The sequence below is a fragment of the Pedobacter ginsengiterrae genome, from assembly GCF_039537385.1.
GTDB classification, from domain to species: domain Bacteria; phylum Bacteroidota; class Bacteroidia; order Sphingobacteriales; family Sphingobacteriaceae; genus Pedobacter; species Pedobacter ginsengiterrae.
Genome location: NZ_BAABAK010000009.1, coordinates 194167 through 219127, shown reverse-complemented (window position 1 = coordinate 219127; position 24961 = coordinate 194167). Strand labels below are relative to the sequence as shown.

Here is a 24961-nt window from a genome sequence, read left to right as displayed (position 1 = left end):
CTAGTCTAATTTATTTTAAAACATTTTCAACTCTGATGTCATCTTTAACAACGCCATCTGCAATATTTAAAATTCGGCTACCATATTCTGCATTTTTCTCAGAATGTGTAACCTGGATTATAGTAATACCATCTTCTTTATTTAATTTCTGAAAAAGCTGCATAATTTCTTCTGCCTGTGCCGATTGAAGATTACCAGTTGGCTCATCGGCTAAAATAATTGATGGTTGCGCCGCCAATGCTCTGGCAATACCGACTAATTGTTGTTGGCCGCCTGAAAGTTGATTAGGGAATAAGTCTTTTTTTGCAACGATGTTAAACCGATCTAACAAATTAGCAATTCTGCTTGCTCGTTCGGAACTACCAACCTTCTTATAAAGCAATGGCGCTTCAATGTTTTCGTAAACCGTCATCTCATCAATTAAGTGATAAGCCTGGAAAACGAAACCAATATGATTACGATAAAGCTCGATACGTTTACGTTCATTTAAACTGGTTACATTTTCGCCCATAAACTCATAATCGCCATAAGTTGGCTCTTCGAGCATCCCTAAAATATTTAAAAGCGTAGATTTTCCTGCTCCTGATGGTCCCATTATAGAAACAAATTCGCCTTGTTTTATGGTTGTAGTTACATGACGCAGAACATAATGTTTAATGCCTTTGCTCGAATAGTATTTTTCTATGCTTTTTAGTTCTATCATTTTTTGATTTTTACGTGGTAAGTTTTAAGTTATATGTATTAAAAACGTACAACTTAAAACGTATAACTTATTACTTATTCATATTTAAGTGCATCAATTGTATTTGCCTTTGCTGCTTTAAAAGAACGGAAGCTTACGGTAATTAAAGTAATCAGCATTGAGATTACCATTGCTAAAGCGAATGGCCAAATGCCCAAATCTATTCGGTAAGCAAAGCTGTTTAACCATTTAGACACGAACAAGTAAGCCAATGGCCAGGCTATTAAATTTGCTATAAAAACCATTAACAAAAACGAGCCATTGAGCATTTTAACCAACTCGAAGGTAGATGCGCCCAATACTTTTCTAATGGCTACTTCTCGGGTTCTTTGCGTTGCTACAAATGAGATCAATCCAAATAATCCGATGAAGGAAATAAAAATAATTACGCCTGCAAAAACCTTAAACAATACGCCCATAATCTGCTCGTTCTCATAATAATTCTTAATCCTTTCGTTAACAAAACCCGAACTGAAAACGCCATTTGGAAAGGTGCTATTCCAGATCTTTTCGATTTCAGGCATAGCCGATTTAATTTGCTTTCCTTCCATTTTTACGGCTGCGCTCCAGTAATCTGCTTTTCCAGGAAAAATTGCAATTCCTGAAATACTTTCTTTTAGCGACTGATCGTTAAAATCTTCTACAACACCAACAATAGGTACTGTATTTCCGCTCGCAATAATTATTTTCCCGATAGCATCTTGTGGATTAGACACGCCTATTTTTTTCAAAAAAGTTTCGTTAACTACACAAGCATTTGCCGTATCACTTTTTTGGAACACTTTTCCAGCTATAAATTTTAAATCAAAAAGCTTAAAGTAGTTTTCATCAGCACGCATATTTCGCAATTCAAAATCTTTATTTTTCACGCCATTGTAGGTAAAATCGCTTGAGTTTATGTCGCTTGATAAGGGAGCGGTTTGACAATAACTAAATCCCTTAACGCCAGCAACTTGAAGTACTCTTTCTTTAAAGATATTATATTTTGTTTTACTGGTACTGTCGCCCGGAATACCCAGCATTGTAACCGCTTCATATTTGAAACCTAAAGATTTCTGCTGGATATATTCCATTTGCCTGATGATTACAAAAGTACCAATGATCAGAATTACGGTTATTGAAAACTGAAAAACCACCAATATTTTGCGAAGACTCAGACCATTGCCACTCAAGGCTACTTTATTTTTTATAGCCAGAACTGGATTGAAGCGAGATATAATTAATGCGGGATAAAAACCCGCCAAAAGCCCCACAAGCAGGACCAACAAAACCATAAATACGAAAATTATACCATGGCCAAATAAGCTAAACTCTATAGCACCTTTAAAAAGATTTTGCATTAGTGGTATAGCCAATTCTGTTATAATGCAAGCAATTAAAAGTGCAAATAAACTTACGATAAAAGTTTCGGTTAAAAACTGAGCCAATAATTGCTTGCGCTTTCCACCCATCACTTTTCGAACACCTACTTCTTTTGATCGGGTTATAGATTGTGCTGTACTTAAATTGATGAAATTAATACAGGCTGTTAGAATTAAGAACAAACCGATAATAGTCAGTCCATAAATTTCGCTCTTGTTAATTGATGCATTTGCAAAATTATCATACTTCTCATTAAAATGAATGTCTTTCAATGCTTGTAATCGATTGACTTGGTTACCTGCAATCTTTTCAATTGGATAGTATTTTTTATTAAAATTATCCATCGACTGGCCCAGGTCTGAAGCTTTTAACCCTTCTTTTAAAAGCACAAAGCTTGATGAGCTTGAGTTTACCGAATCCCAATTATTGTTAAAACGCCCTGGATATGTTTGATAACTTATAACAAGTCGTAACGGAAAACTGCTATTCTGAGGAATATCTTGAATAACCCCAGTTACTTTTAAATTTGTATTTGTCCCCAGGATAATGATTTTACCTAGGGCGTTTTCTATATTTCCAAAAAACCTAATAGCATAAGCTTTGGAAAGAACGATTGTATTTGGTTCAGAAAGTGCTTGTTTGGGCTTACCGCTAAGCCATTGAATATTGCTGAAAACTTCAAAAAAATCTGGTTCTGCATAATAAACAGGTTCTTGGGTTTTAATCTTATCTGCGCCGTTAGCCCCTTTAATATGCAATATTCCACCACGCTTTATAATACTACCTACCTTTTCAAAACCAGCAATTTCGTTTCTAGCTGAAGCTGTAAAAGGAATTGGAACACCCGCCGAAAAATCATCGTATGCATTGTATTTCCAGTCTGTTACTACTCTAAAAATTCTATCTTCATTTTTAAAACCTTCATCAAAACTCATTTGATAACGGATAAAGATGAAAATCAGAATACAGCTCGCCATACCAATAGATAAACCTATAATATTGATTAGCGTATAACCCTTGTTTTTCCAAAGGTTTCGCCAGGCGATTTTTAAGTTTAATTTGAACATTTTAGTATCGAGTATTTAGTATCAAGTATCAAGACGGGTTTTCGCTTTCAGCTTTAGTTTTTCAGCTTTTATTCATATTTAAGTGCATCAATTGTATTTGCCTTTGCTGCTTTAAAAGAGCGGAAGCTTACGGTAATTAAAGTAATCAGCATTGAGATTACCATAGCTAAAGCGAATGGCCAAATACTCAAATCTATCCGATAGGTAAAAGTTGATAACCATTTTGACACGAATAAATAAGCTAGCGGCCAGGCTACTAAATTCGCAATGAAAACCATCAGTAAAAATGAACCATTTAGCATTTTAACCAACTCTAAAGTAGTTGCACCTAATACTTTTCTAATGGCTACTTCTCGGGTTCTTTGCGTTGCTACAAATGATATCAGTCCAAATAATCCGATGAAGGAAATAAAAATAATTACGCCTGCAAAAACCTTAAACAATACGCCCATTACACGTTCTGTTTCGTAGTATTTGCTAATATCATCATCAACAAATGATGAGGAGTAAAAATTTTCCGGGTAGGTTTCGTTCCAGATTTTCTCAATTTGCGGCATGATCGACAGTATTTGTTTGCTGTCCATTTTAACTGCCAGGTTTTTATAATTTTCTTTAATAGAAGTAATCACTATTGGTGAAATTGGTTCGTGCAAACTTAAATTATTAAAATCTTTCACTACACCAACTATTGTCCCAGTTTTACCCCAAATGGTCATTTTCTTACCTAGCGCCTCATTAAAATCGACCACATTAAGTTTTCTTAACAGGGTTTCATTTACCACTATTTCTTTAAGGGTATCACTTTTAGAAAATCCTTTGCCAGCTGCAAAAGTTAAACTAAATGTTTTAAAATAATTTTCGTCGGCAAGTTTTGTATTTGCCTGGAAACTTGCCTTTTCTGTTCCATTATATCTGAAATTGCTTTCATTATTATTAGATGATGACGGTGGATTTCGACAAAAACTTGTAAATAACACCCCAGGAATTTTGGAAATTCTTTCTTGCAAAATCTGGTATTTCATTACGCTTAAACTATCGTTTCGAACACTTACCAATGCTATTGCTGATGGATTAAACCCTAATGGTTTTTCTCGCATATAGTTCATTTGTTTTAACACCACCAGCGTACCAATTATTAAAATTACTGTGATTGAAAACTGAACCACAACCAGAATTTTGCGCAAGCTTAAGCCGCCTGCATTTGCCGTAATTTTATTTTTAATGGCTAAAGAAGGACTAAATCCCGACATAACCATTGCAGGGTAAAACCCAGCTAAGAAACTTACCACAAGCACCAAACCAACCATAAAAACAAGAATACTTGGATTACTGATGATGCTGAAAGAAATGTCGTCATGAAACAGGCTTTTCATACCAGGCAATGCAACTTCGGTTAAAACACAGGCAAAAAGTAATGCAAATACACTTATGGTTAATGTTTCGGTTAGAAATTGAACAATTAATTGTTTCCTTAAACTGCCCATTACTTTACGTACGCCAACTTCTTTACTCCTACTTACCGCTTGCGCAGTTGCCAAATTAATAAAGTTGATACAAGCCGTTAGCAGTAAGAAAGCGCCTATGATTGCCAAACCATAAAGTTCTTTTTTTGGCATTGTCTTATTCGCAAAGTTGCCAAGATTTTCGTTGTAATGAATATCGCTTAAAGCCTGAAAGCCATTTTGTTCTTTAAACGCTAAATCTTTATGGAAATATTTTTCAGAGAATTTAGGCAGTATGCTAGCCACTTCTTCAATTGAAACACCTTTTTTCAACATGAAATAACATTCATCGTTTGATGATGTAGATCCCCATTCTTTAAAATTAGGGCCGTTGTAATTTTTAAAGGTTTGATAAGAAACAATTATGTTTAAGGGAAAAGAGGTGTTTTCGGGTATGTCCTGCAAAATACCAGTAACGGTAAAATCTTCTCTGTTTTGAAAATTGATGGTTTTACCAAGTGCAATGTTCCAATTTCCAAAAAGTTTAGTGGCCATATCTTTTGATAAAACAACCGTGTTTGGCTGGCTTAATGATTGAAGAGGATTACCTTGTAACCATTCGAAATTCATAATTTGAAAAAATTCTGGCTCAGCATAAAAAACATCTTCCAAACTTTTTATGCGGTCTTTTCCAGCAGCATCTTTAACCTTTATTATTCCACCGTCTTGACGAATGGCGGCGACTTTTTCTATTTGGTTTTTGAAATCATTTCTTAACGCTGCAGGCGCGGGTTGCGGTACCCCTTGCGATTCCTCAAATCCATCGGAAGTGGTCCAATTGGTTGTTAATCGATAAATTCTATCTTCATTCTTAAATCCTTCATCAAAACTCATTTGATAACGAATAAAGATGAAAATCAAAATACAGCTCGCCATCCCGATAGATAAGCCGAGGATATTGATGAATGTATAGCCCTTGTTTTTCCAAAGGTTTCGCCAGGCGATTTTTAAGTTTAATTTGAACATATTTGGGTTATTGGTTATGTGTTACCTGTTACGAGCCCATACTTTCAACTGGTAACTCGCAACTGGTAACTCGATTCTATTCATATTTAAGTGCATCAACAGGGTTTGCCTTTGCGGTTTTGTAAGCCTGAAAACTTACCGTAATTAATGCGATGATTAAAGTTCCGAGGGCAGCGAGTGGCATAATCCACCAGCTGAATTCGGTATGATATTCAAAATTATTCAGCCATTTACCCATAGCCAAATAACTAATAGGAACTGCGATTACAATTGCCACTATAATCATCTTTATAAAAGAAAGGGATAATAATTGCATCAAATTTACAACAGAGGCACCAAGCACTTTGCGTACGCCAAATTCTTTAGTTCGTTGTTCGGCACTGTAAGCAACCAAGCCAAATAAACCCAAACACGAAACGAAAATTGCCAGTCCGCCGAAGAGATTAGAAAGAATACCTAAGGTTTTCTCAGCTTTATATTTCTCCTGATATAATGAGTTTACGAAAGTAACTTCGATGGGGTATGCAGGATTAATTGCCTTGGTAATTTTACCGATTGTTTCGATATTACTTTGTAAGCTATTTGCACTATTGAGGCGCATGGTAATGGTGCCAGTTTGTCTTAAATTTATAAAAACAACTTGTGGATTGTTAGATTTATAAGGCGAATCCCACACGTAATCATCAAACACACCAACAATATGTGCGTTTGTACCAAAAAGCGTTACTTTTTTACCGATTGGATTTTTGTAGCCAAATACTTTAACCGCCGATGCGCTTACTATAACAGCACTGGTATCTGAAGCGAAGCTCTTCGAAAAATCTCTTCCCTGCAGTAATTTTATGCCATTGGTTTTAATAAAATCATATGATGTAGCAACCTGATTAAACATCACTGTATTTTCGGGTTTAGTCATTCCATCCCACTTAATATCCATAAAATTTCGACCACGATGAGAAAGACTAACTGACGATTGATACATAGAAGTAACAGCGCCAGATTTTAGTATTTGCGTTTTAAATAAATCGAATTTGTTTTTTAATTCCCCATCCTGAGGGATTTCGACTAAAGTATTTACATCAAAACCAACGGGTTTATTTTTTATGTATTGAATTTGGCGATAGATAACCAAAGTTGAGATAATGAGGATGATGGCAAAGCAAAATTGCCCGATCACTAACACTTGCCTTAAGCTGATATTTAAAAATCCTTTTGAAGTAATTTTTCTTTTTAAAGTTTGAATTGGATTAAAGGCTGATAAATAAAAAGCTGGATAACTGCCCGCAATTAATCCTGTGGCTAACACGATGCCTAAAATACCAACCCAACTTGCCGCATTGAAGTAGGAAATGCCTAAATTGATATTTAGGAGCGCATTAAATGCAGGCAACGAAAGTTCTAATAGTGCAATTGCAAGTATAACGGCAACTAAGGTTAGCACCATGGATTCGGTTAAAAACTGGAGAATTAGCGAAATACGATTTGCACCAATGGTTTTTTTGATACCAACTTCCTTTGCTCTTTTCTCTGATTTGGCGGTGGCCATATTCATAAAATTGATGCAGGCAATCAATAAAATCCCAAATGCTAAACCTACAAAAAGATAGATTTGTTCAATATCGCCACCAGCAGGTTTACCATTTTCAAACTTCCCAAATAAATGCAGTTTGTTGGCTTGATATAAAAAATGTGGCTGTGATTGTGAATTCTGTGGTGTATTTGCTTTTACTAAAGCCTCAATTTTACGATTTACCAAATCAATATTTGCATCTGGATTTAGAGATACCATGGTTACGAAACTATAATTATTCCAATTCAAATCTTTAGCACTACCATCAACAATTTCGTAAAACGACCATGGCATTAAAAAATCAAAACGATTAGAACTATTTTCTGGCAAATCTTTTATTACGCCAGTTATTGTTAGGTTTTCCTGATCCTGATAACGTACAGATTTATTTAAAACATCGGTTGTGCCGAACAACGTTTTTGCTGTACTTTCTGTTAAAATAACGGAAAGTGGATTTTGAAGCGCTGTTTCTGCATTGCCCGAAATGAACTTATAATCGTACATTTTAAGAATATCAGGTTCTGCAAATTTCGAATCTTTTTTATAGCTGTTTTCTCCGTTGGCAATTAAGCTTTTTTTGCCATAATCCATTCGGGCGACATATTTCACCTCAGGCAAATTCTGTTTCAATAGTGGCGCGAGAGCTGTTGTAGTGCCATTAAATGTTGCAGCAATTTTATTTCCTTCGCCAGGTACGTTGGTCATCGCTACAAAAACATTTGCTGAATTTTTAGCCTGTTTATCGAAATTCCATTCGTAAGAAACATACAGCAACAGCATTAAACAAGCTGCAAGACCAATAGCCAAACCAATTACATTAATGAAAGAAGAAGTTTTATTCTTCCAAAGGTTTCGCAAAGCGATTTTTAAATTTAATCTGAACATATTTTGAGTTTTACGTGGTAAGTTTTAAGTTGTACGTTTTAAACCTATAACTTAAAACGTATAACTTATTACCAACTATTATTCGTATTTCAAAGCATCAACAGGATTAGCTTTAACAGCTTTTTTAGCCTGAATGCTCACGGTAATGATGGTTAATAAAATGGTTATTGTAGCGCTCATTACAAATGGCAGCACTGGTAAATCGATTCGGTAAGCAAAGGTTTCAAGCCATTTTTTGGTAAGGATGTAGGCAACTGGCCAGGATATAACATTGGCTAAAAGAACCATGATTAAGAACGAACGATTAATTAGTTTGAAGATTTGAACATCGCTTGCACCTAAAATTTTACGAACGGCTATCTCTTTTATTCTACCATTTGTAATGTATTTTGCAAAGGCAAACAAACCTAATATGGCGATGAAAATGGTAAGCAATGCGGCGGCAAAAAATACCGATTGTAGTTGTTCTTGTTTTTTGAAGAGTTTTCCGTAAAGCTCATCTAAAAATTCGTACCTGAAATCTTCTCCATCTTTAGGATTTATTTGAGGCCATTGGGATTTTAAAGCGGCCAAAGCCGAAGCCATTTTGTTTTCCTCAATCTTCAGCATGATCTGTAGTTTCGGATTTCCACAAGGATTTTTGATTGAATAAATAGTCGGCTGAACAAGGCTTTCAAATCCCTGTGCCTTAAAATCTTTAATTACACCTACAATTTTGTAATCGGTATTACAGCCTTTAATTGTTTTCCCAACTGGATTTTTCATTCCATATTTGGCCACTGCACTTTCATTAATTACTGCAGAATTTACGGTATCGGTACTGAATGATGATGAGAAAAAGCGACCTTGTTTCAGCTTAATATCCAGCGTTTCGAAGTAATCAAAATCTACATCAACAAAATCAATACTGGCTTGCACCCCCTCAAAAGTGTAACCATTTGAACCATTTTCTGCACCATCTGGAACATCGGTTGCCACAGTTGCAGCTTTTATTCCATCGATTTTTAAAATCTTATCCCTAATTGGAGCAAATTTATCAGGTTTATTGAAGTAGGTAATATTTTTAATGTAAACCACCTGATTTGCTGTAAAGCCCAAATCTTGAGTGCGCATATATTTCAATTGAGAATTGATTATCAGCAAACCAATAATAAAAATTACGGCAATGCTAAACTGAAAAACCAATAATCCGTTTCTTAACCATGAACTTTGTTTGCTGGTAGAGAAATTACCTTTAAGCACCAAAGCGGGCTTAAATCCCGATAAAACCAAAGATGGATAGGTACCAGCGATTATGGTTATCAAACATAAAACGAGTGGCAACTGCCAAAACAGATTATTTTCAATTGTCCAGATGGATAGATTGATCTGGAAAAGATTATTGAAATACGGCAAAGCCAGTTCAGCCAAAATTAGGGCAAGAATCGTAGCTACAAAGCATTGTATAAATATCTCTGCAAGAAATTGTGTAGTCAGCTGAAAACGATATGCACCCATCACTTTTTTAACGCCAACTTCTTTTGCTCTTTTTGTCGCTTGTGCAATGCTCAGATTTGTAAAATTGATACATGCTATAACCAGAATCAAAATTCCTAATACGGAAAGGGCTAATAAAATTTTATATGGTGCATCATTACCAGCTTTAGGTCTTAAATGTAAGTTTGAAAGCGGATCTAGAAATGTGGAAATACTTTTTATTTCTTCAATTGTTTTCTGGTCGGTTTCGCCTTTTAATAACTCTTTTCTGTAAAGGTCTGTTATTTTTTGCTCCAGATTTACAACATCAGTTCCTGGTTTAACCTGAATGTATGTGTTATAGTTATTATAACCATAATTTTCACCTTTACCCAATTCGCTTGCTACAGATAAGGCATCAAAAGTTATATTTGAATGCGAATCATTTACAATCGAGCCAGTTATCATTCCTGTTTGACCAGAAGTACTACTTCCCATGCTTACCATTTCTGGTTTTTCATCTTTTTTATTTGGAAAAAGCACTGTCATACCTTCTTTATTTATATAAAAAAAGAACTCACTTTCTCCATTTGGTTTTTGCAAACCTGTACTCGGATTAAGATTGAGCATTGCAGCCGCCTCGTAATCCGAATACATAAAGTTTTTAATAAACGTTGTTTTACCCTTGTTTTTTAAAGCCAACTCAAAAGTTCCATTTTTGGTAATGCCAGCCCGCACAACCTCAGGAAAGTTTTGCTTAATGGCTTTTGCAAAAGGTGGAGACGTATAATTCGTTTTAAAATCAGGATATATTCTCCCTACTACATAAATACTATTGTAATTCGGATTGGATTTATCGAAACTGGTTTCGTAAGTAAAATACATTACAACTAAAATAAAAGCAGCCAAAGCAATGGCTAAACCACCAACATTGATTGATGTTATACCTCTGTTTCTCCACAGATTTCGCAACGCGATTTTTAAGTTAAGTCTGAACATATTTGGGTTATTGGTTATGTGTTACCTGTTACGAGCCCAGACTTTCAACTGGTAACCCGCAACTGCTAACTCGATTCTATTCATATTTCAAAGCATCAACAGGGTTAGCTTTTGCCACTTTTATCGATTGTATGCTGACCGTTAACACGGCTATTAAAACAGATAAGGTAATGGCTACTAAAAATGGAATGGCCGAAATTGATATCCGATATTCGTAACCAGAAAGCCACTTATTAATAATAATATAGGCTACAGGAAATGCTATTAAATTTGCAATAGCTACTAGTTTGATAAAATCTTTATTCAATAGGGTGAGGATATTACCTGTACTGGCTCCTAAAACTTTACGAATACTGATTTCTTTTTTACGTTGTTCGGCCATAAAAAGCGCTAAGCCTAATAATCCTAAACAAGAAATGAAGATTGCAAAGCCGCCAAACCAGTTTGAAAGTGTTCCTAAAAGTTTTTCACTTTTAAATTTTTTCTCAAAATTATCACTAACAAACCTTATATCTGCAGGGTAAGCTGGATTCAACTTTTTAACTTCACTTGTTATCATATTTACCGATGAGCTAATATTTTGCTTATCGTTTAATCTTAAAATTAAAAAGGTTGCTCTACTCGGATTTTGAGCAATTAGAAGCGGCTGAGGTTTTTGATAAGCCGACTCCATTACATAATCTTTCATTACCCCGATAATGCGAAGTGGCTGATCCCAATCAATTAACTTACCTACTGGATTTTTCATTCCCATAACTTTAACCAGCGCCTCGTTTACCAATACATTGCTTGTATCAACAAAATCTTTTGAAAAATCACGCCCATCCAAAATCTCCATTCCAGTAGTTTTTGCTAAATCAAGATCTGTGAACCTAAAGTTTACCAGAATTTTATCTGCTGGATCTTTACCAGGCCAGTTAACTCCATAAGTATTATTACCTCCAGCGGTTAAAGAGTTACTATATTCGGTTACGCTTGTAACTGCACCCGATTTCAATAGTTCATTTTTGAGCACTTCTCTCTTTCCTTTTGCAGCTAGTTCTCCAGTAATCGGGATTTGAATTAAATTTGCTCTATCGTAACCAATAGGTTTGTTTTTAATAAAATTAAGTTGCTGATAAATAACTGCAGTACAAACGATTAAACAAGCTGCAAATACAAACTGGAACACAACTAAAAATTTACGAATTGAAAGCGAAGAACCACCACCCAATTTAAAACCCTTTAATACTTTTACCGGATCAAATGACGAAAGATAAAATGCGGGATAACTGCCTGCAACAATACCCGTTAGTAAGGTAAGTCCTAAAAAAACAGACCAAAACTGCCATTCTTTGTAATCTATTTGAAGCGTTATGCCCAACAAATTATTAAAATAAGGCAAACTCACCTCAATTAAAACAAAAGCAACTAACATACTTAATGTAGTAAGCAAAATAGATTCGAACATAAATTGGCCTATAAGATTTTTTCTTGAAGAACCTATCGCCTTACGCACGCCTACTTCTCTCGATCTTTTCTCTGATTTTGCAGTAGAAAGATTCATAAAGTTTACACAAGCAATTAGAAGTATGCAAAATGCAAGCAAGAAAAATATTCTTAACTGATCTATTCTACCGCCAACATTTTTTCCGTTTTCGAATTTTTCGTACAGATGCCATTTAGAAAGTGGATGTATAAACGGTTCGCCATTAGCGTCTTTATCATGGGCTTTAATCATCCCATGAAGCTGATTATTAACCTTATCAAAAAATGAATTATCCTGAAGTTGAAGAAATATCATACAAAAATTGTTTCCCCAGCCACTATCTTTTATCCATGGATTTAATTTTTCATATAAATTCCACGAAAGGAGATAATCTATTTCTAAGGTGCTGTTTTTTGGTCTGTCTTCAATAACACCTTCTACTTTTAAGCTTTGATTATTATCTAACTTAACCACTTTATTTATTGGATCTTCGCTGCCAAAAAGATTTTTAGCAAGGGTTTCAGATAAGATTACACCATCAGGATTTTTAAGAAACGTAGAAGGATTTCCTTTCAAAACCTTGTAATCAAACATTTTCAGGAAATCGGGATCGGCAAAGCTCGCACTTGCCTTAAAATTATTCTGATTGTAGGTAAGCAACTGCAATTCTGGATAAGATAGTCGACTAACTTTAGCAACACCAGGAACTTTCGCTTTTATATCATCCTGTAACTTTCCGGGAAAAGCCATAAAACTAAATGTTTCTTTTGCTGTTTTCTGGTTATTGTACATTACGTACGTTTTATCGTAATCAGTAAATTGCTTATCGTAACCATATTCATAAGCAACATATAAAAGTAAAACCATGCAGCTGGCTAAACCAATAGCCAATCCACCCAAATTAATCAGGGTAAATCCTTTATTTCTCCAAAGGTTTCGCAAAGCGATTTTTAAGTTAAGTTTGAACATATTTCGAGTATTAAGTAGTAAGTTTTAAGTCGTACGTTTTAAACTTAAAACGTAAAACTTACAACCATTCTTTATTCATATTTAAGTGCATCAACAGGGTTAGCCTTCGCAACTTTTACCGATTGTATGCTTACAGTTAGCACGGCAATAATTACAGAAATGCCAGCCGCGACAACAAATGGCCAGGCCGAAATTGAAACGCGATACTCGAATGCAGAAAGCCATTTATTAATGATGACATAAGCCAATGGAAAGGCAATAATATTTGCTATAGCCACCAGTTTTATAAAATCTTTATTTAAAAGCGTAAGGATATTTGCTGTGCTGGCCCCTAAAACTTTACGGATACTGATTTCTTTTTTGCGTTGCTCGGCCATGAAAAGAGCTAAACCTAATAAACCTAAACAAGAAATGAAAATAGCAAAACCACCAAACCAGTTTGACAGCGTTCCTAAAAGTTTTTCATCTTGAAATTTCACTTCGAAAGATTCATTTACAAACTTTCTGTTAACAGGATAGTTGGGCTCCATTTGATTTACCAGCTCATCTATTTTGGCTAATGATGAACTGATATTTTGATTTGGACTTAAGCGAGCGATAATCATACTTGCATTATCTTTAGTATTTAGATAAAAAATCATAGGTGCTACTTTTTGATAAGCACTTTCTACAACAAAATCTTTAACCACGCCAACATTCGTTAATTTATTACCCCAAAAATCAATTACGGCACCTATTGGATTTTTCAAACCCATCATTTTTACTGCCGATTCATTTAGCATTACACTATTCGTATCGTTTAAAAATTTAGGAGAAAACTCTCTCCCACTGATTATTTCTGTACCGATAGTTTCGGCAAAATCATAACCAATTCCTCTGTGATTAAAGGAAACTAGCTCATTTGGATTTTTGCCTTCCCATTCGATATTTGTAGTATTATTTCCACCCTCGGTAAAATCTGAACTAAAAAAAGTTACATTAGTTACAGCGCCCGATTTTAATAACTGAGTTTTAAGAAGTTCTAATTTGTTCTGATCTCGTAATTTTCCATCAACTGCAATTTGAAGTAAATTTGATTGGTTATATCCAATAGGTTTGTTTTTGATATAATTAAGTTGCTGATAGATAACTACCGTGCAAATAATTAAACAAGCAGCAAAAACGAATTGCCCTACTACCAAAATCTTCCTTACCGAAACCGACGAATCTGTTTTAATCTTGAAGCCTTTTAATACTTTAATTGGCTCAAAAGATGAAAGATATAATGCAGGATAACTTCCAGCAACGAAACCCGTAAAAATCATCAGGCCGAAAAGAAGGAGCCAAAAAGCACTGTTATTATAATTGATAATGAGCTTAATATTTAGCAGATTATTGAAATATGGCAAACTCACTTCAACCAAGATAAAGGCTAAGACAGTAGCAATAAATGTAATCAGCATCGACTCTAGGAAAAATTGGCTCACTAAAGATTTACGTGTTGAACCAATTGCTTTACGCACACCAACTTCTTTAGCCCTACGCTCAGAACGTGCGGTTGATAAATTCATGAAGTTTACACAAGCGATTAGTAGTATGCAAAAGGCTAGCAATAAAAATATTTTAAGCTGGTCTATTTTACCACCGATCGACTTTCCATTTTCGAAATCGCCGTACAAATGCCATTTAGTTAAAGGATGAAGCATAGCATCTGCTGTAATTTCTTTATTATGCCTTTTATAAATTCCTTTTATATCGTTGTTTGCCTTAGTAAAATCGCTATTATCTTTTAATTGCACCAGGGTAAGACACATGTTATTTCCCCAATTGTCTTCCTTTGCCCAGTTTTCTCTTTTAACAAATAATTCCCATGGCATTATACAATCGAACTGGATACTGCTATTGGCTGGCGCATCATCCATTACGGCTTCCACTATTAAAACATCTTGATTTTCTAACTTTATGGTTTTATTAATTGGATCTTCATTACCAAATAATTTTTCTGCGAAAGATTTAGTGAGGATAACGGTATTAATATCTTTTAAAACCTTTGAGGGGTTTCCTTTGATAAATTTATAATCTAATATTTTAAGAAAATTTTGATCGGCAAACACAATTTTACTCCCGATTTTATTTTCTCCGACAGTGATTAAATTTAGCCTTGGATAGGTTGAATGCGAAGCATATTTAACACCTGGAAATTTCTCTTGTAAATCACGAGCCATCACATTGGGTGTCCACGACCAGCTAAATGTTTTGCCATTAGCAACAACGCTTTGATAAACTACATAAGTTTTTTCATTGTTTTTAAATTGCTTATCATAGCTCCATTCGTAGGCTACATATAAAAGCAAAATCATGCAACTAGCCAAACCAATGGCAAGTCCTCCTATATTGATAAGAGAAAATCCTTTATTTTTCCAAAGGTTTCGCAATGCGATTTTTAAATTTAATTTGAACATAGGGTGTAGGGTTTAAGGTATAAGGTTTAGAGCGTCGGCCTTACGCCTTAAACCTCTAAGCTTTTACCTTTAAAAAGCGCCTTATCCGAATCTCCCTATCCAGGAAGATTCGATTGGCTATCATTAAACTAAAACTAAATTTTACTCGATCAAAGTTTTTGAACTTTGGTCTTTGAGCTTTCAGCTCTAAATCTTTTATATCAATTCCTCGTTTCTGCTTTTATTTATCTTTTCAGAAATCACATGACCATCTTTGAGGTTGATGATTCTGTTTGAAAAACTTGCGTCGTGACTTGAGTGTGTTACCATTACGATTGTAGTTCCAGTTTCGTTTAACTCGCAAAGCAATTCCATAACTTCGTTACCATGAGAACTATCCAAGTTACCTGTAGGTTCATCGGCTAAAACCAACTTTGGTTTGGTAACCAAAGCCCTTGCCACGGCCACACGTTGCTGCTGACCGCCAGAAAGCTGCTGTGGAAAGTGACCGCTACGGTTTACGATGTTCATCCTTTCGATGATTTCATTAACCAGTTTTTTGCGTTCTCCAGCTGGAACCTTATTATAAATCAATGGCAATTCGATGTTTTCGAATACAGTTAACTCATCAATTAAGTTGAAATTCTGAAAAACGAAACCCATATTTCTTTTACGGAAATTAGAACGTTCTCTGTCGTTTAAGGTTAACAATTCGGTATCAATAAACTTATAGCTACCGCTTTCAGGTTTATCTAACAAACCCATTACGTTTAACAAAGTTGATTTTCCACAACCAGATGGCCCCATTATGGAAACAAATTCACCTTCTTTTACATGAAAGTTAATTCCATTAAGTGCAGTAGTTTCTACTTCTTCAGTTTTGTAAACTTTTTCTAATTTTTCGATCTTTATCATTGTTGAAGTTATTTTACGGTCAGCTGCATATTTACTTTTTGTCCCTTTTCCAATTTGATTTCAAACTCTTTTTCACCGAGTGTTTTATGGTAAAGTTTAAAAGTATATACACCTGGTTCAAGCTGTATTTCTGTATTTGTTGATTTTAATGAAATATTAAATTTCAATTCTTCTCCCTGCACCAGATCAATATTATCTAATAGATCTGTATTACCCTGCATTTTAAATATCGCTAATGCTTTAGTTTGCTTGGCGTCTTTTGCCGATTTGCACCAAATATTCATTTCGTAGGCTATTCCGTTTTTACTGTCTTTCCAGTTTGCTTCTCTCTTGAAGATTCCTTGCCCATTTGCAAAGAATATCAAACAAATAAGAGAAATTGTACAGAAGGTTTTTTTCATTTTATTTATTTATCTGTACCTGGTCAAACTGATTAAACTGATCGTAAGATGAGGTGATAACTTCATCGCCTTTGGCCAAACCTTCTAATATTTCGTAATACAAGTAATTTTTTCTTCCGATTTTAACGTTTTTCTTAATTGCTTTACCATTGTTTACCACAAACACCCACGAACCACCTGTACTTTGGAAAAACTGACCTTGTGCAAGGAGCAACGATTTGCTGTTATCAGATAAAGTTAACTTTGTTTGTAACGATAGGCCACGACGCAAACCTTCTGGTGCTGGTATTTTGAAAACCATTTCTACCTGAAATTGACCAGCTGTAACCTCGGGAATTACTTTGCTAACTGTTAAATCGTAGGTTTTACCATTGAATTCGCAAGTAGCAGTCTGTCCTTCTTTAACTCTATTTATATAATATTCATCAACACCGGCCTGCAACTTATAACCTTGCAAAACATCAATTTTTCCTATCATTTCGTTTGAATTGTATGATTTACCAGTTACAGGATCGTAAGAAGAAAGCTTTCCAGAAACAGGCGCTTTTATCGTCATATTTTCGATGTTTTTACGGATCATTTCTAAACTTTCGTTCATTTGCCCCATCGATTGATCGATTTGCGCCAGCTGCATTTTTCTACTCTGATTTTCTTGATTTATTGCCTGACGAACGATTTTCAGCTTACCCTGATAATATTCGTAATCCTGACTGGACTTATTAAATTCCTGTAGCGTTATTACTTTTTTAAGATACAAGCTACTATCTAATCGATATTGACGGGTTGCGGTACGTAAGTTATTTTCCACATCCAAAACATCTTGATTTAAAATTCTTTGATTTTGCTCTAAATCTAATCTTGATTTGCGTAACTGATTAATTTGCTCTGTAGCAGCAGTTTGCTGTGAAGTGTAGCCCAGCATTGCATTCGAATTTGCAATTCTAAGTAAAGGAGTTCCTTTAACCACTGAGGCGCCATTTTCGGTAAAAATTTCTGCAACTGTGCCACCTTCCGATGAACTTACGATAACAGATGTTAAAGGAACAACACTGGCATTTAACAAAACAACATCTTCGAAATCGCCATACTCTACTTTACTAATGGTTAATTTATCGGCATCAGCACTATATGTTTTCTTTAATGATAGAGTATAGCCATAAATTACAACTGCTACGAAAGCAATTGCTCCACCTATTATAATCAAGGTTTTAGTGCTAAATCTTTTCTTGTCTATTTTCTTATCCATTGTTCGGTTGTACTGTTTGGTTTGCTTAATATCCAAGCTTGTGCCAAAAGCCCAAAACACAATTAAGATACTAACTATCAGATACTTAAAAGTTTTCATAATTTTTTAATGTTCATTATCGAACAGTTTATGTGCGAGAGCGGACAGTTTAGTTATTTTTGGAGAAAGAACCTCACCCCAATTATCCCCTCTCCTTGAAGAGAGGGAGCGAAGAGCAGAAAAAAGCAAAGTATAAGTTGTCGAATTGGTTCAAACCACCTAATCGAAATTTCCCTCTCTTCAAGTAGAGGGAGAGCACAAAAGAACAAATACTTTTACCTTTAATAGGGTGAGGCATTTTAGAAAAAAAATGGAAAACTACGGAGATGAACTTTTCAAGGGAGCAAACCATAAACTCTTTGAGTTTTCTAAGGTATTGAGGAAAACTCAAACTGATGCAGAAGCAATAGTTTGGCGAAGTTTGAGGAACAGAAATATTTTAGGTTTTAAATTTCGAAGACAGCATCCTTTGGATAAATATATTGCAGATTTCTATTCTCATGAGGCTAAATTAATTATTGAAATTGATGGTGGAATTCATAATCAAGTAGATAACATAGAATATGATAAAAACAGAAGTTATGAATTAGAGGAACTTGGAATAAAAGTATTAAGATTTACAAATGAAGAGGTAAACGAAAGTTTGGGGATGGTTATGGATGTGATTAGAGGAAATTTGCAGAAATAAAAAAACCTCACCCCTTTATCCCCTCTCCTAGAAGAGAGGGGGCGAAGAGCAGAGAAAAGCAAGGTGGATAGAAAATTTAATTCAAACCACCTAACCACCGTTTCCCTCTCCTAGAAGAGAGGGGGCGAAGAGCAGAGAAAAGCAAGGTGGATAGAAAATTTAATTCAAACCATCTAACCACCGTTTCCCTCTCCTAGAAGAGAGGGGGCGAAGAGCAGAGAAAAGCAAGGTGGATAGAAAATTTAATTCAAACCATCTAACCACCGTTTCCCTCTCTTCAAGGAGAGGGACAGCACAAAAAAACAACTACCACTACCTTTAACAGGGTGAGGTTTTTAAAATTTAAATTCATGTTAGACGCCACAGTTTTAATTATTGATGATGACGACGACATTCTGTTGAGTGCTCGTTTGTTCCTTAAACAGCAGGTAAAACAAGTTATTACTTGCAAATCGCCGAAAGAAATTAACGTTCTGCTAAGTAAAAACGAGGTTGATATTATTCTTTTGGATATGAATTACCAGAAAGGTGCAAGCGATGGACGAGAGGGTTTGTACTGGTTAGAACACATCTTATCAATCGATAAAGATTATGTTGTAATTTTAATGACAGCCTTTGGAAATGTTGAGCTCGCCGTTAAAGCGATTAAGAAAGGTGCAACTGATTTTATTCTTAAACCCTGGGAAAATGAAAAGCTTTTCGCAACTATTTCTGCAGCTTCAAAACTGAGAGAATCGAATAGAAAAGTGAAGAAATTAGAGAAAATTCATTCTTCATTACAAAAAGACTTAACTCGGGGTTTTGAAAATATTGTTGGGCAGGCAGAAGGAATTAAACAGCTTCAAACTACTCTTTTAAAAGTTGCTCCAACAGATGCCAATGTTCTTATCTTAGGCGAAAATGGTACAGGAAAGCAGGTTTTTGCTTATGAAATTCATGGAAATTCGCAACGAAAAAATCAGGTTTTCATGCATGTAGATTTAGGCTCATTAAATGAAAATTTATTCGAAAGCGAGCTTTTTGGCTATGCAAAAGGTGCTTTTACCGATGCGAAAGAAGATAAACCTGGTAGGTTTGAACTTGCTGATGGCGGAACAATATTTTTAGATGAGATTGGAAATTTAACCCTACCTCTGCAAGCCAAGCTTTTAAGTGTTTTGCAAAATAGAACAGTAACACGTTTAGGCGAAAGCAAAGAAAGAAAAGTTAATGTTCGTTTAATTACGGCAACGAATATGCCACTAAATGAAATGGTGACTAAAAATACATTCAGACAGGATTTACTTTTCCGTATTAACACCGTTGAGCTTTTACTACCACCTTTACGCAAGCGAGGGACAGATATTTTATTGCTTGCTAATCATTTTATGCAGGTTTTTAGTTCGAAATATCATAAAGAAAACCGAAGTTTAAGCAATAAAGCAAAGGATATGCTTTTAAGTTATAAATGGCCTGGAAATGTTAGAGAACTACAGCACGTTTTAGAGCGGGCAGTAATTATGAGCGATGGTAACGAAATCACTGAAGAAGATTTGCAGCTTAGTCCGCAGCGATTTGCACAAAATAACACCATGCCCGATGAAATGGCGCTTGGCGATATGGAGAAGATGATGGTGCAAAAAGCTATAGATAAACACAAAGGAAATATATCGAAAGCAGCCGCAGAATTGGGCTTAACCAGAGCAGCTTTATATAGGAGGATAGAAAAATTCGGAATTTAATTAAGGTAAGCGGTAAATGGTTTAAGGCGTAAGGTTAAAACGCATTAAGCCCTGCCCTAAGCCCTAAACCTTTTGCCCAACACCTTTAAAAACATGTTTTACAAACGCTTTACTTTTCGTTTAATATCAAGGTTGCTCGTTATTAACTTGCTTGCCTATCTCCTATTTTACCTTATCCAAAATACGCAACTTTGGTTTACCATTATCGGTGTAACCTTGGTTTTATTGGGCACCATTATTTCGCTTTATTACTACATTAACGAAATCCGTTCGGATATAAAACGTTTTATTTTAGCCGTTAAAACCCGCGATCATACTTTAAATTTCAAAAATAAAACCACTAAAGGCAGCTTCCCAGAATTGTATGAATCATTTGGCGATATTCTCCAGGTGCACAAACAAATTCGTTTGGAGCAAGAGGCGATGTTTCAGCTCATTAAAACCATTTTAGAACAAGTTCCTGTTGGCGTAATTGTAGTTAATAATACTACTCCTGAAAGCGAAAATGAAGAAATCGCTTTTTTTAATCAGGCGGCATCTAATCTTTTGAGTGTTCCAGCCTATAAATATTGGCATCGATTAAAGCAACATTTGCCAATTTTCGCAAATGAAATTGAACAAATCGCTAATGGAGGCAAAAGATTTTTAGAACTCAAAATTCAGGATAAACTGATTCAACTTTCTACGGAGGTTATTCCGCTAAATCTTTACGGAAAGAATTACACCATTATTAGTTTCCAAAATATTAAGGATGAAATTGAACAGAAGGAAACAGAGGCATGGAATAGGTTAATTGGTGTTATTTCTCATGAAATTTTAAATTCAATTACCCCAATCAGTTCTTTGTCTGATACAATTAACAGCATGGTAACCGACAAAGAAAATCTGGATTTGGATGAAATGGAAGACTTAAAAACAGCCCTTCAAACCATTAAACGTCGCTCATCTGGCCTTTTAGATTTTGTTAAAGATTATCGTTTAATTGCAGAATTACCAACACCAAGCCTCGAATCGCATACCATAGGCGAAATATTAAAACACATTAAAGTGCTAATGCAGCCTTTTGCAAAAGTTAAAAATGTAGTTTTGGATGTTGAACAAACTTCATCAAAAATTACGGTTCAATTAGATTTAAAACTGATAGAGCAAGTACTGATTAACCTAATTACGAACGGTATTTACGCTGTCGAAGAAAATGAAAGTCCTCATATTTCTGTAAGTTATCGATTAGAAAACACCAAACTTTATATAGATGTAACCGACAATGGAAAAGGTATCGATGCCGCAGATTTAGAAAAAATTTTCGTTCCGTTTTACACTACACGTAAAAATGGCTCGGGTATTGGTTTAACGATTAGTCGCAACATTATGAAAATGCATCGCGGTAGTATTGAAGTTGTTTCCGAACCTCATGAACAAACAACTTTTTCGTTGATGTTTAATTACGTCTAATAAAAATCAATCAAAATTTATGCGAAAAATTTATTTTGTTAGTGCTGCAAATTTCGACACATAAGCAGTTTATCAATTTACTCTAAATCATTTGAATGTTTTATTAACCAAATAATTCAAACAAAAACTATTTTAAGCGCTTTTATTTATGTGGATACATCAAATACAAGCATGAAAACAGTTATAATATCGAACAGACTACCCGTTAAAATCATTGAAAAAGACAACGAGTACATTTTTACTCCGAGCGAGGGTGGCCTCGCAACAGGACTTGGAGATGTTTACAAAACTGGCAACTCTATATGGATTGGCTGGCCAGGCATCGAAGTCCCAGAAAAACGACAACAAGAAGTAATAGACAAACTTAGCGACCTCAATCTCTACCCTGTATTTCTAACTCAAGACGAGATCAATCTTTACTACGAGGGCTTTTCAAACGAAGTTTTATGGCCCGTATTTCATTATTTAGTTACTTACGCCCATTACGAACAGAGTTATTGGGATTGTTATAAATCAGTAAACGAAAAGTTTGCGGCGGCAGCTTTGAAAGTTCTTTCTAAAAAAGATAAAATATGGATACAGGATTACCAATTATTACTTTTATCAGGTATTTTACGCGATAAACTACCAGAATCAACGATCGGTTTTTTCCAACATATTCCTTTCCCATCATACGAAATCTTCAGGTTAATTCCATGGCGAGTTGAACTGCTGAACGGAATGCTTGGCGCAGATTTAATTGGTTTTCATACTTATGATGATGTACGCCATTTCTTAAGTACGGCAACCAGGTTACTTCCTGTAAATTCATCGGCCAATATTTTAAATAGTAACGAAAGGCAAATTGTTGTCGAGGCTTTTCCAATGGGAATAGATTTTGACAAATTCTCGAACTTAACAGCCTTCAACGATGTACAGCGGGAGGTAGAATATTTCAGAGCTGGAAAAGAGGATATGAAAGTAATTCTTTCTATCGATAGATTGGATTATAGTAAAGGAATTTTAGAACGTTTGAAAGCACTGGAATTGCTTCTGCAAACCCATCCAGAATATATCAATAAAATTGAGCTATATATGATTGTGGTTCCATCGAGAGATACGGTTCCGCAATACCGCGATTTAAAAGAACAAATTGACCAGTTTGTTGGAAATTTAAATGCCAGATATCGCTCCATTAACTGGATTCCAGTTAATTATTTTTATCGTTCCTTTCCAATTGAAGTTTTATCGGCCCTATATTCGACTTCGGATATATGCTTAGTTACGCCAATGCGTGACGGAATGAATTTGGTGAGCAAGGAATATGTTGCCAGTCGGAATAACAACGATGGAGTGCTTATTTTAAGCGAAATGGCAGGTGCTTCGAAAGAATTAACCGATGCCATAATTGTAAACCCAAATAATATGGGCGACATTATGGAGGCTATTGTTATGGCGCTAAAAATGCCTTTAGAAGAACAACAAATCCGCATGAAAGCCATGCGGGATATTGTAGAAAAATTCAATGTTAAACATTGGGTTAATAATTTTATTTTAAGACTAAACGAAGTGAAAGATTCACAACATTCATTACTTACCAAACATGCCGTTAATTTAATTAACGAAAATATAACAAAGCGATACCATGAAACCGATAAAAGGGTTTTATTTTTAGATTACGATGGGACATTAGTTGATTTCGCTGGCAATATCGATGATGCATCTCCAGACGAAGAGCTTTACAGCTTAATTGAAAAACTTACGGCCGATGCATCAAATAGTGTGGTTATCATCAGTGGAAGAAGAAACGAAACTTTAGAAAACTGGTTCGGGCATTTAAAAGTTGATTTAATTGCAGAACATGGTGCATGGCAAAAAGCGCATGGCGATAAATGGAATTGTTTACCGCTTTTAACCGACCAATGGAAGCAGGAAATGAAAGCTATTTTAGAAACTTACACAGATAGAACGCCTGGCTCTTTTATCGAAGAGAAAAGTTTCTCATTAGTTTGGCACTACCGCAAAGCGGAAGAAGGTTTAGGCGATTTACGAGCTAACGAGATCGTGAGTCATTTAAAGATTTTAGCTGCTGACAAGGGTTTGCAGCTTATGCCAGGAAACAAAGTCATCGAATTTAAAAACATGGAAGTGAATAAGGGAAAAGCAGCTTTAAACTGGCTCTACGGTAAACGCCCTGATTTTATTTTGGCTTTAGGCGATGACCACACCGACGAAGATATTTTTAAAGCCTTACCAGATGATGCTTTTACTATTAAAGTTGGAAATAATATTTCAGAAGCCAAATATTACCTTAATGACTATAATGAAGTAAGGAAATTGCTTTGGAGTTTGGTTAAGGAAGATTTTGCAGGAAGAGATTAAAATATTATCTCGTTTCGTGTCTAAAATAATGTTTCGTGGGGACACGAACCATGGCGTAGAAGAAATTAATTTTTAACCCACCGTCATTTCGACAAGCTCAATGTGACATAACTATTGTATCCTCGGTTCGTTTCTTTACGAATCGAAATGAGAATTAAAATAATGGTCGTGAGGACACGAACCATGGCATGGATTAAGAAATTAATTTTTACCTACAGTCATTTCGACAAGTTCAATGTGACATAACTATTGCATCATCGGTTCTTGTACTCACAAATCGAAATAAGAATTAAATAATGGTTCGTGAGGAAACGAAACCATGGCATGAGGAAATTAATTTTAAACCCATCGTCATTTCGACAAGCTCAATGTGACATAACTATTGCATCCTCGATTCGTGCCCTCACAAATCGAAACAAGAATTAAAATGGTTCGTTAGGACACAAACCATGGCATAGAGGAAATTAATTTTTAACCCATCGTCATTTCGACAAACTCAATGTGACAACTATTGCATCCTCGGTTCGTTCGTTTACGAATCGAAATGAGAATTAAAATAATGTTTCGTGGGGACACGAACCATGGCGTAGAGGAAATTAATTTTTAACCCACCGTCATTTCGACAAGCTCAATGTGGCAATTATTGCATCATCGGTTCGTGTCCTCACAAATCGAAAAAAGAATTAAAATAATGGTTCGTGAGGACACGAACCATGGCATAGATTAAGAAATT

14 protein-coding genes are annotated in these 24961 nt (G+C 35.2%); 4 read left to right on the top strand and 10 right to left on the bottom strand.

Features of this window, described 5'->3' with window-relative positions:
• Positions 1-10 precede the first annotated feature (10 nt).
• From ABD692_RS08760 to ABD692_RS08715, 10 genes are all read right to left on the bottom strand, one after another.
• Entirely contained in the window at positions 11-703 is a 693-nt protein-coding gene (locus ABD692_RS08760; RefSeq protein WP_344766304.1) for an ABC transporter ATP-binding protein, read from the bottom strand.
• 74 nt (positions 704-777) lie between these two features.
• Complete coding sequence (locus tag ABD692_RS08755; RefSeq protein ID WP_344766302.1) at positions 778-3171, bottom strand: ABC transporter permease; 2394 nt, start codon at positions 3169-3171, stop codon at positions 778-780.
• A 68-nt stretch (positions 3172-3239) separates the two neighbouring features.
• Complete coding sequence (locus ABD692_RS08750; RefSeq protein ID WP_344766300.1) at positions 3240-5639, bottom strand: ABC transporter permease; 2400 nt, start codon at positions 5637-5639, stop codon at positions 3240-3242.
• 76 nt (positions 5640-5715) lie between these two features.
• Positions 5716-8094 carry an ABC transporter permease gene (locus ABD692_RS08745; protein ID WP_344766298.1) on the bottom strand — a complete coding sequence of 793 codons (2379 nt, stop codon included), beginning with the start codon at positions 8092-8094 and terminating at the stop codon, positions 5716-5718.
• 78 nt (positions 8095-8172) lie between these two features.
• On the bottom strand, positions 8173-10548 hold the full coding sequence (locus ABD692_RS08740) for an ABC transporter permease (protein WP_344766296.1): 2376 nt from the start codon (positions 10546-10548) through the stop codon (positions 8173-8175).
• 76 nt (positions 10549-10624) lie between these two features.
• Positions 10625-12985, bottom strand: coding sequence for an ABC transporter permease (locus ABD692_RS08735; RefSeq protein WP_344766294.1), 2361 nt, complete (start codon positions 12983-12985; stop codon positions 10625-10627).
• A gap of 71 nt (positions 12986-13056) precedes the next feature.
• Positions 13057-15426, bottom strand: a complete 2370-nt coding sequence (locus ABD692_RS08730; protein WP_344766292.1) for an ABC transporter permease — start codon at positions 15424-15426, stop codon at positions 13057-13059.
• A 195-nt stretch (positions 15427-15621) separates the two neighbouring features.
• The gene (locus ABD692_RS08725) at positions 15622-16320 is read right to left on the bottom strand and encodes an ABC transporter ATP-binding protein (RefSeq protein WP_316756954.1); all 699 of its coding nucleotides are present in this window, start codon (positions 16318-16320) and stop codon (positions 15622-15624) included.
• An 8-nt stretch (positions 16321-16328) separates the two neighbouring features.
• Entirely contained in the window at positions 16329-16721 is a 393-nt protein-coding gene (locus ABD692_RS08720; protein ID WP_344766289.1) for a hypothetical protein, read from the bottom strand.
• Position 16722: 1 nt separating this feature from the next.
• On the bottom strand, positions 16723-18066 hold the full coding sequence (locus ABD692_RS08715) for an efflux RND transporter periplasmic adaptor subunit (protein WP_344766287.1): 1344 nt from the start codon (positions 18064-18066) through the stop codon (positions 16723-16725).
• Between the two features lie 250 nt (positions 18067-18316).
• Between ABD692_RS08715 and ABD692_RS08710 the strand changes: the two genes are divergently transcribed.
• The 4 genes from ABD692_RS08710 (at position 18317) to ABD692_RS08695 (ending at position 24228) form a co-directional block, all read left to right on the top strand.
• Complete coding sequence (locus tag ABD692_RS08710) at positions 18317-18694, top strand: endonuclease domain-containing protein (protein ID WP_344766285.1); 378 nt, start codon at positions 18317-18319, stop codon at positions 18692-18694.
• A 350-nt stretch (positions 18695-19044) separates the two neighbouring features.
• On the top strand, positions 19045-20415 hold the full coding sequence (locus tag ABD692_RS08705) for a sigma-54-dependent transcriptional regulator (protein WP_344766283.1): 1371 nt from the start codon (positions 19045-19047) through the stop codon (positions 20413-20415).
• Positions 20416-20508: 93 nt separating this feature from the next.
• Positions 20509-21867: a sensor histidine kinase gene (locus tag ABD692_RS08700; protein ID WP_344766281.1), complete on the top strand. Its 1359-nt coding sequence runs from the start codon at positions 20509-20511 to the stop codon at positions 21865-21867.
• Positions 21868-22038: 171 nt separating this feature from the next.
• Positions 22039-24228, top strand: coding sequence for a bifunctional alpha,alpha-trehalose-phosphate synthase (UDP-forming)/trehalose-phosphatase (locus ABD692_RS08695; protein ID WP_344766279.1), 2190 nt, complete (start codon positions 22039-22041; stop codon positions 24226-24228).
• Positions 24229-24961 lie beyond the last annotated feature (733 nt).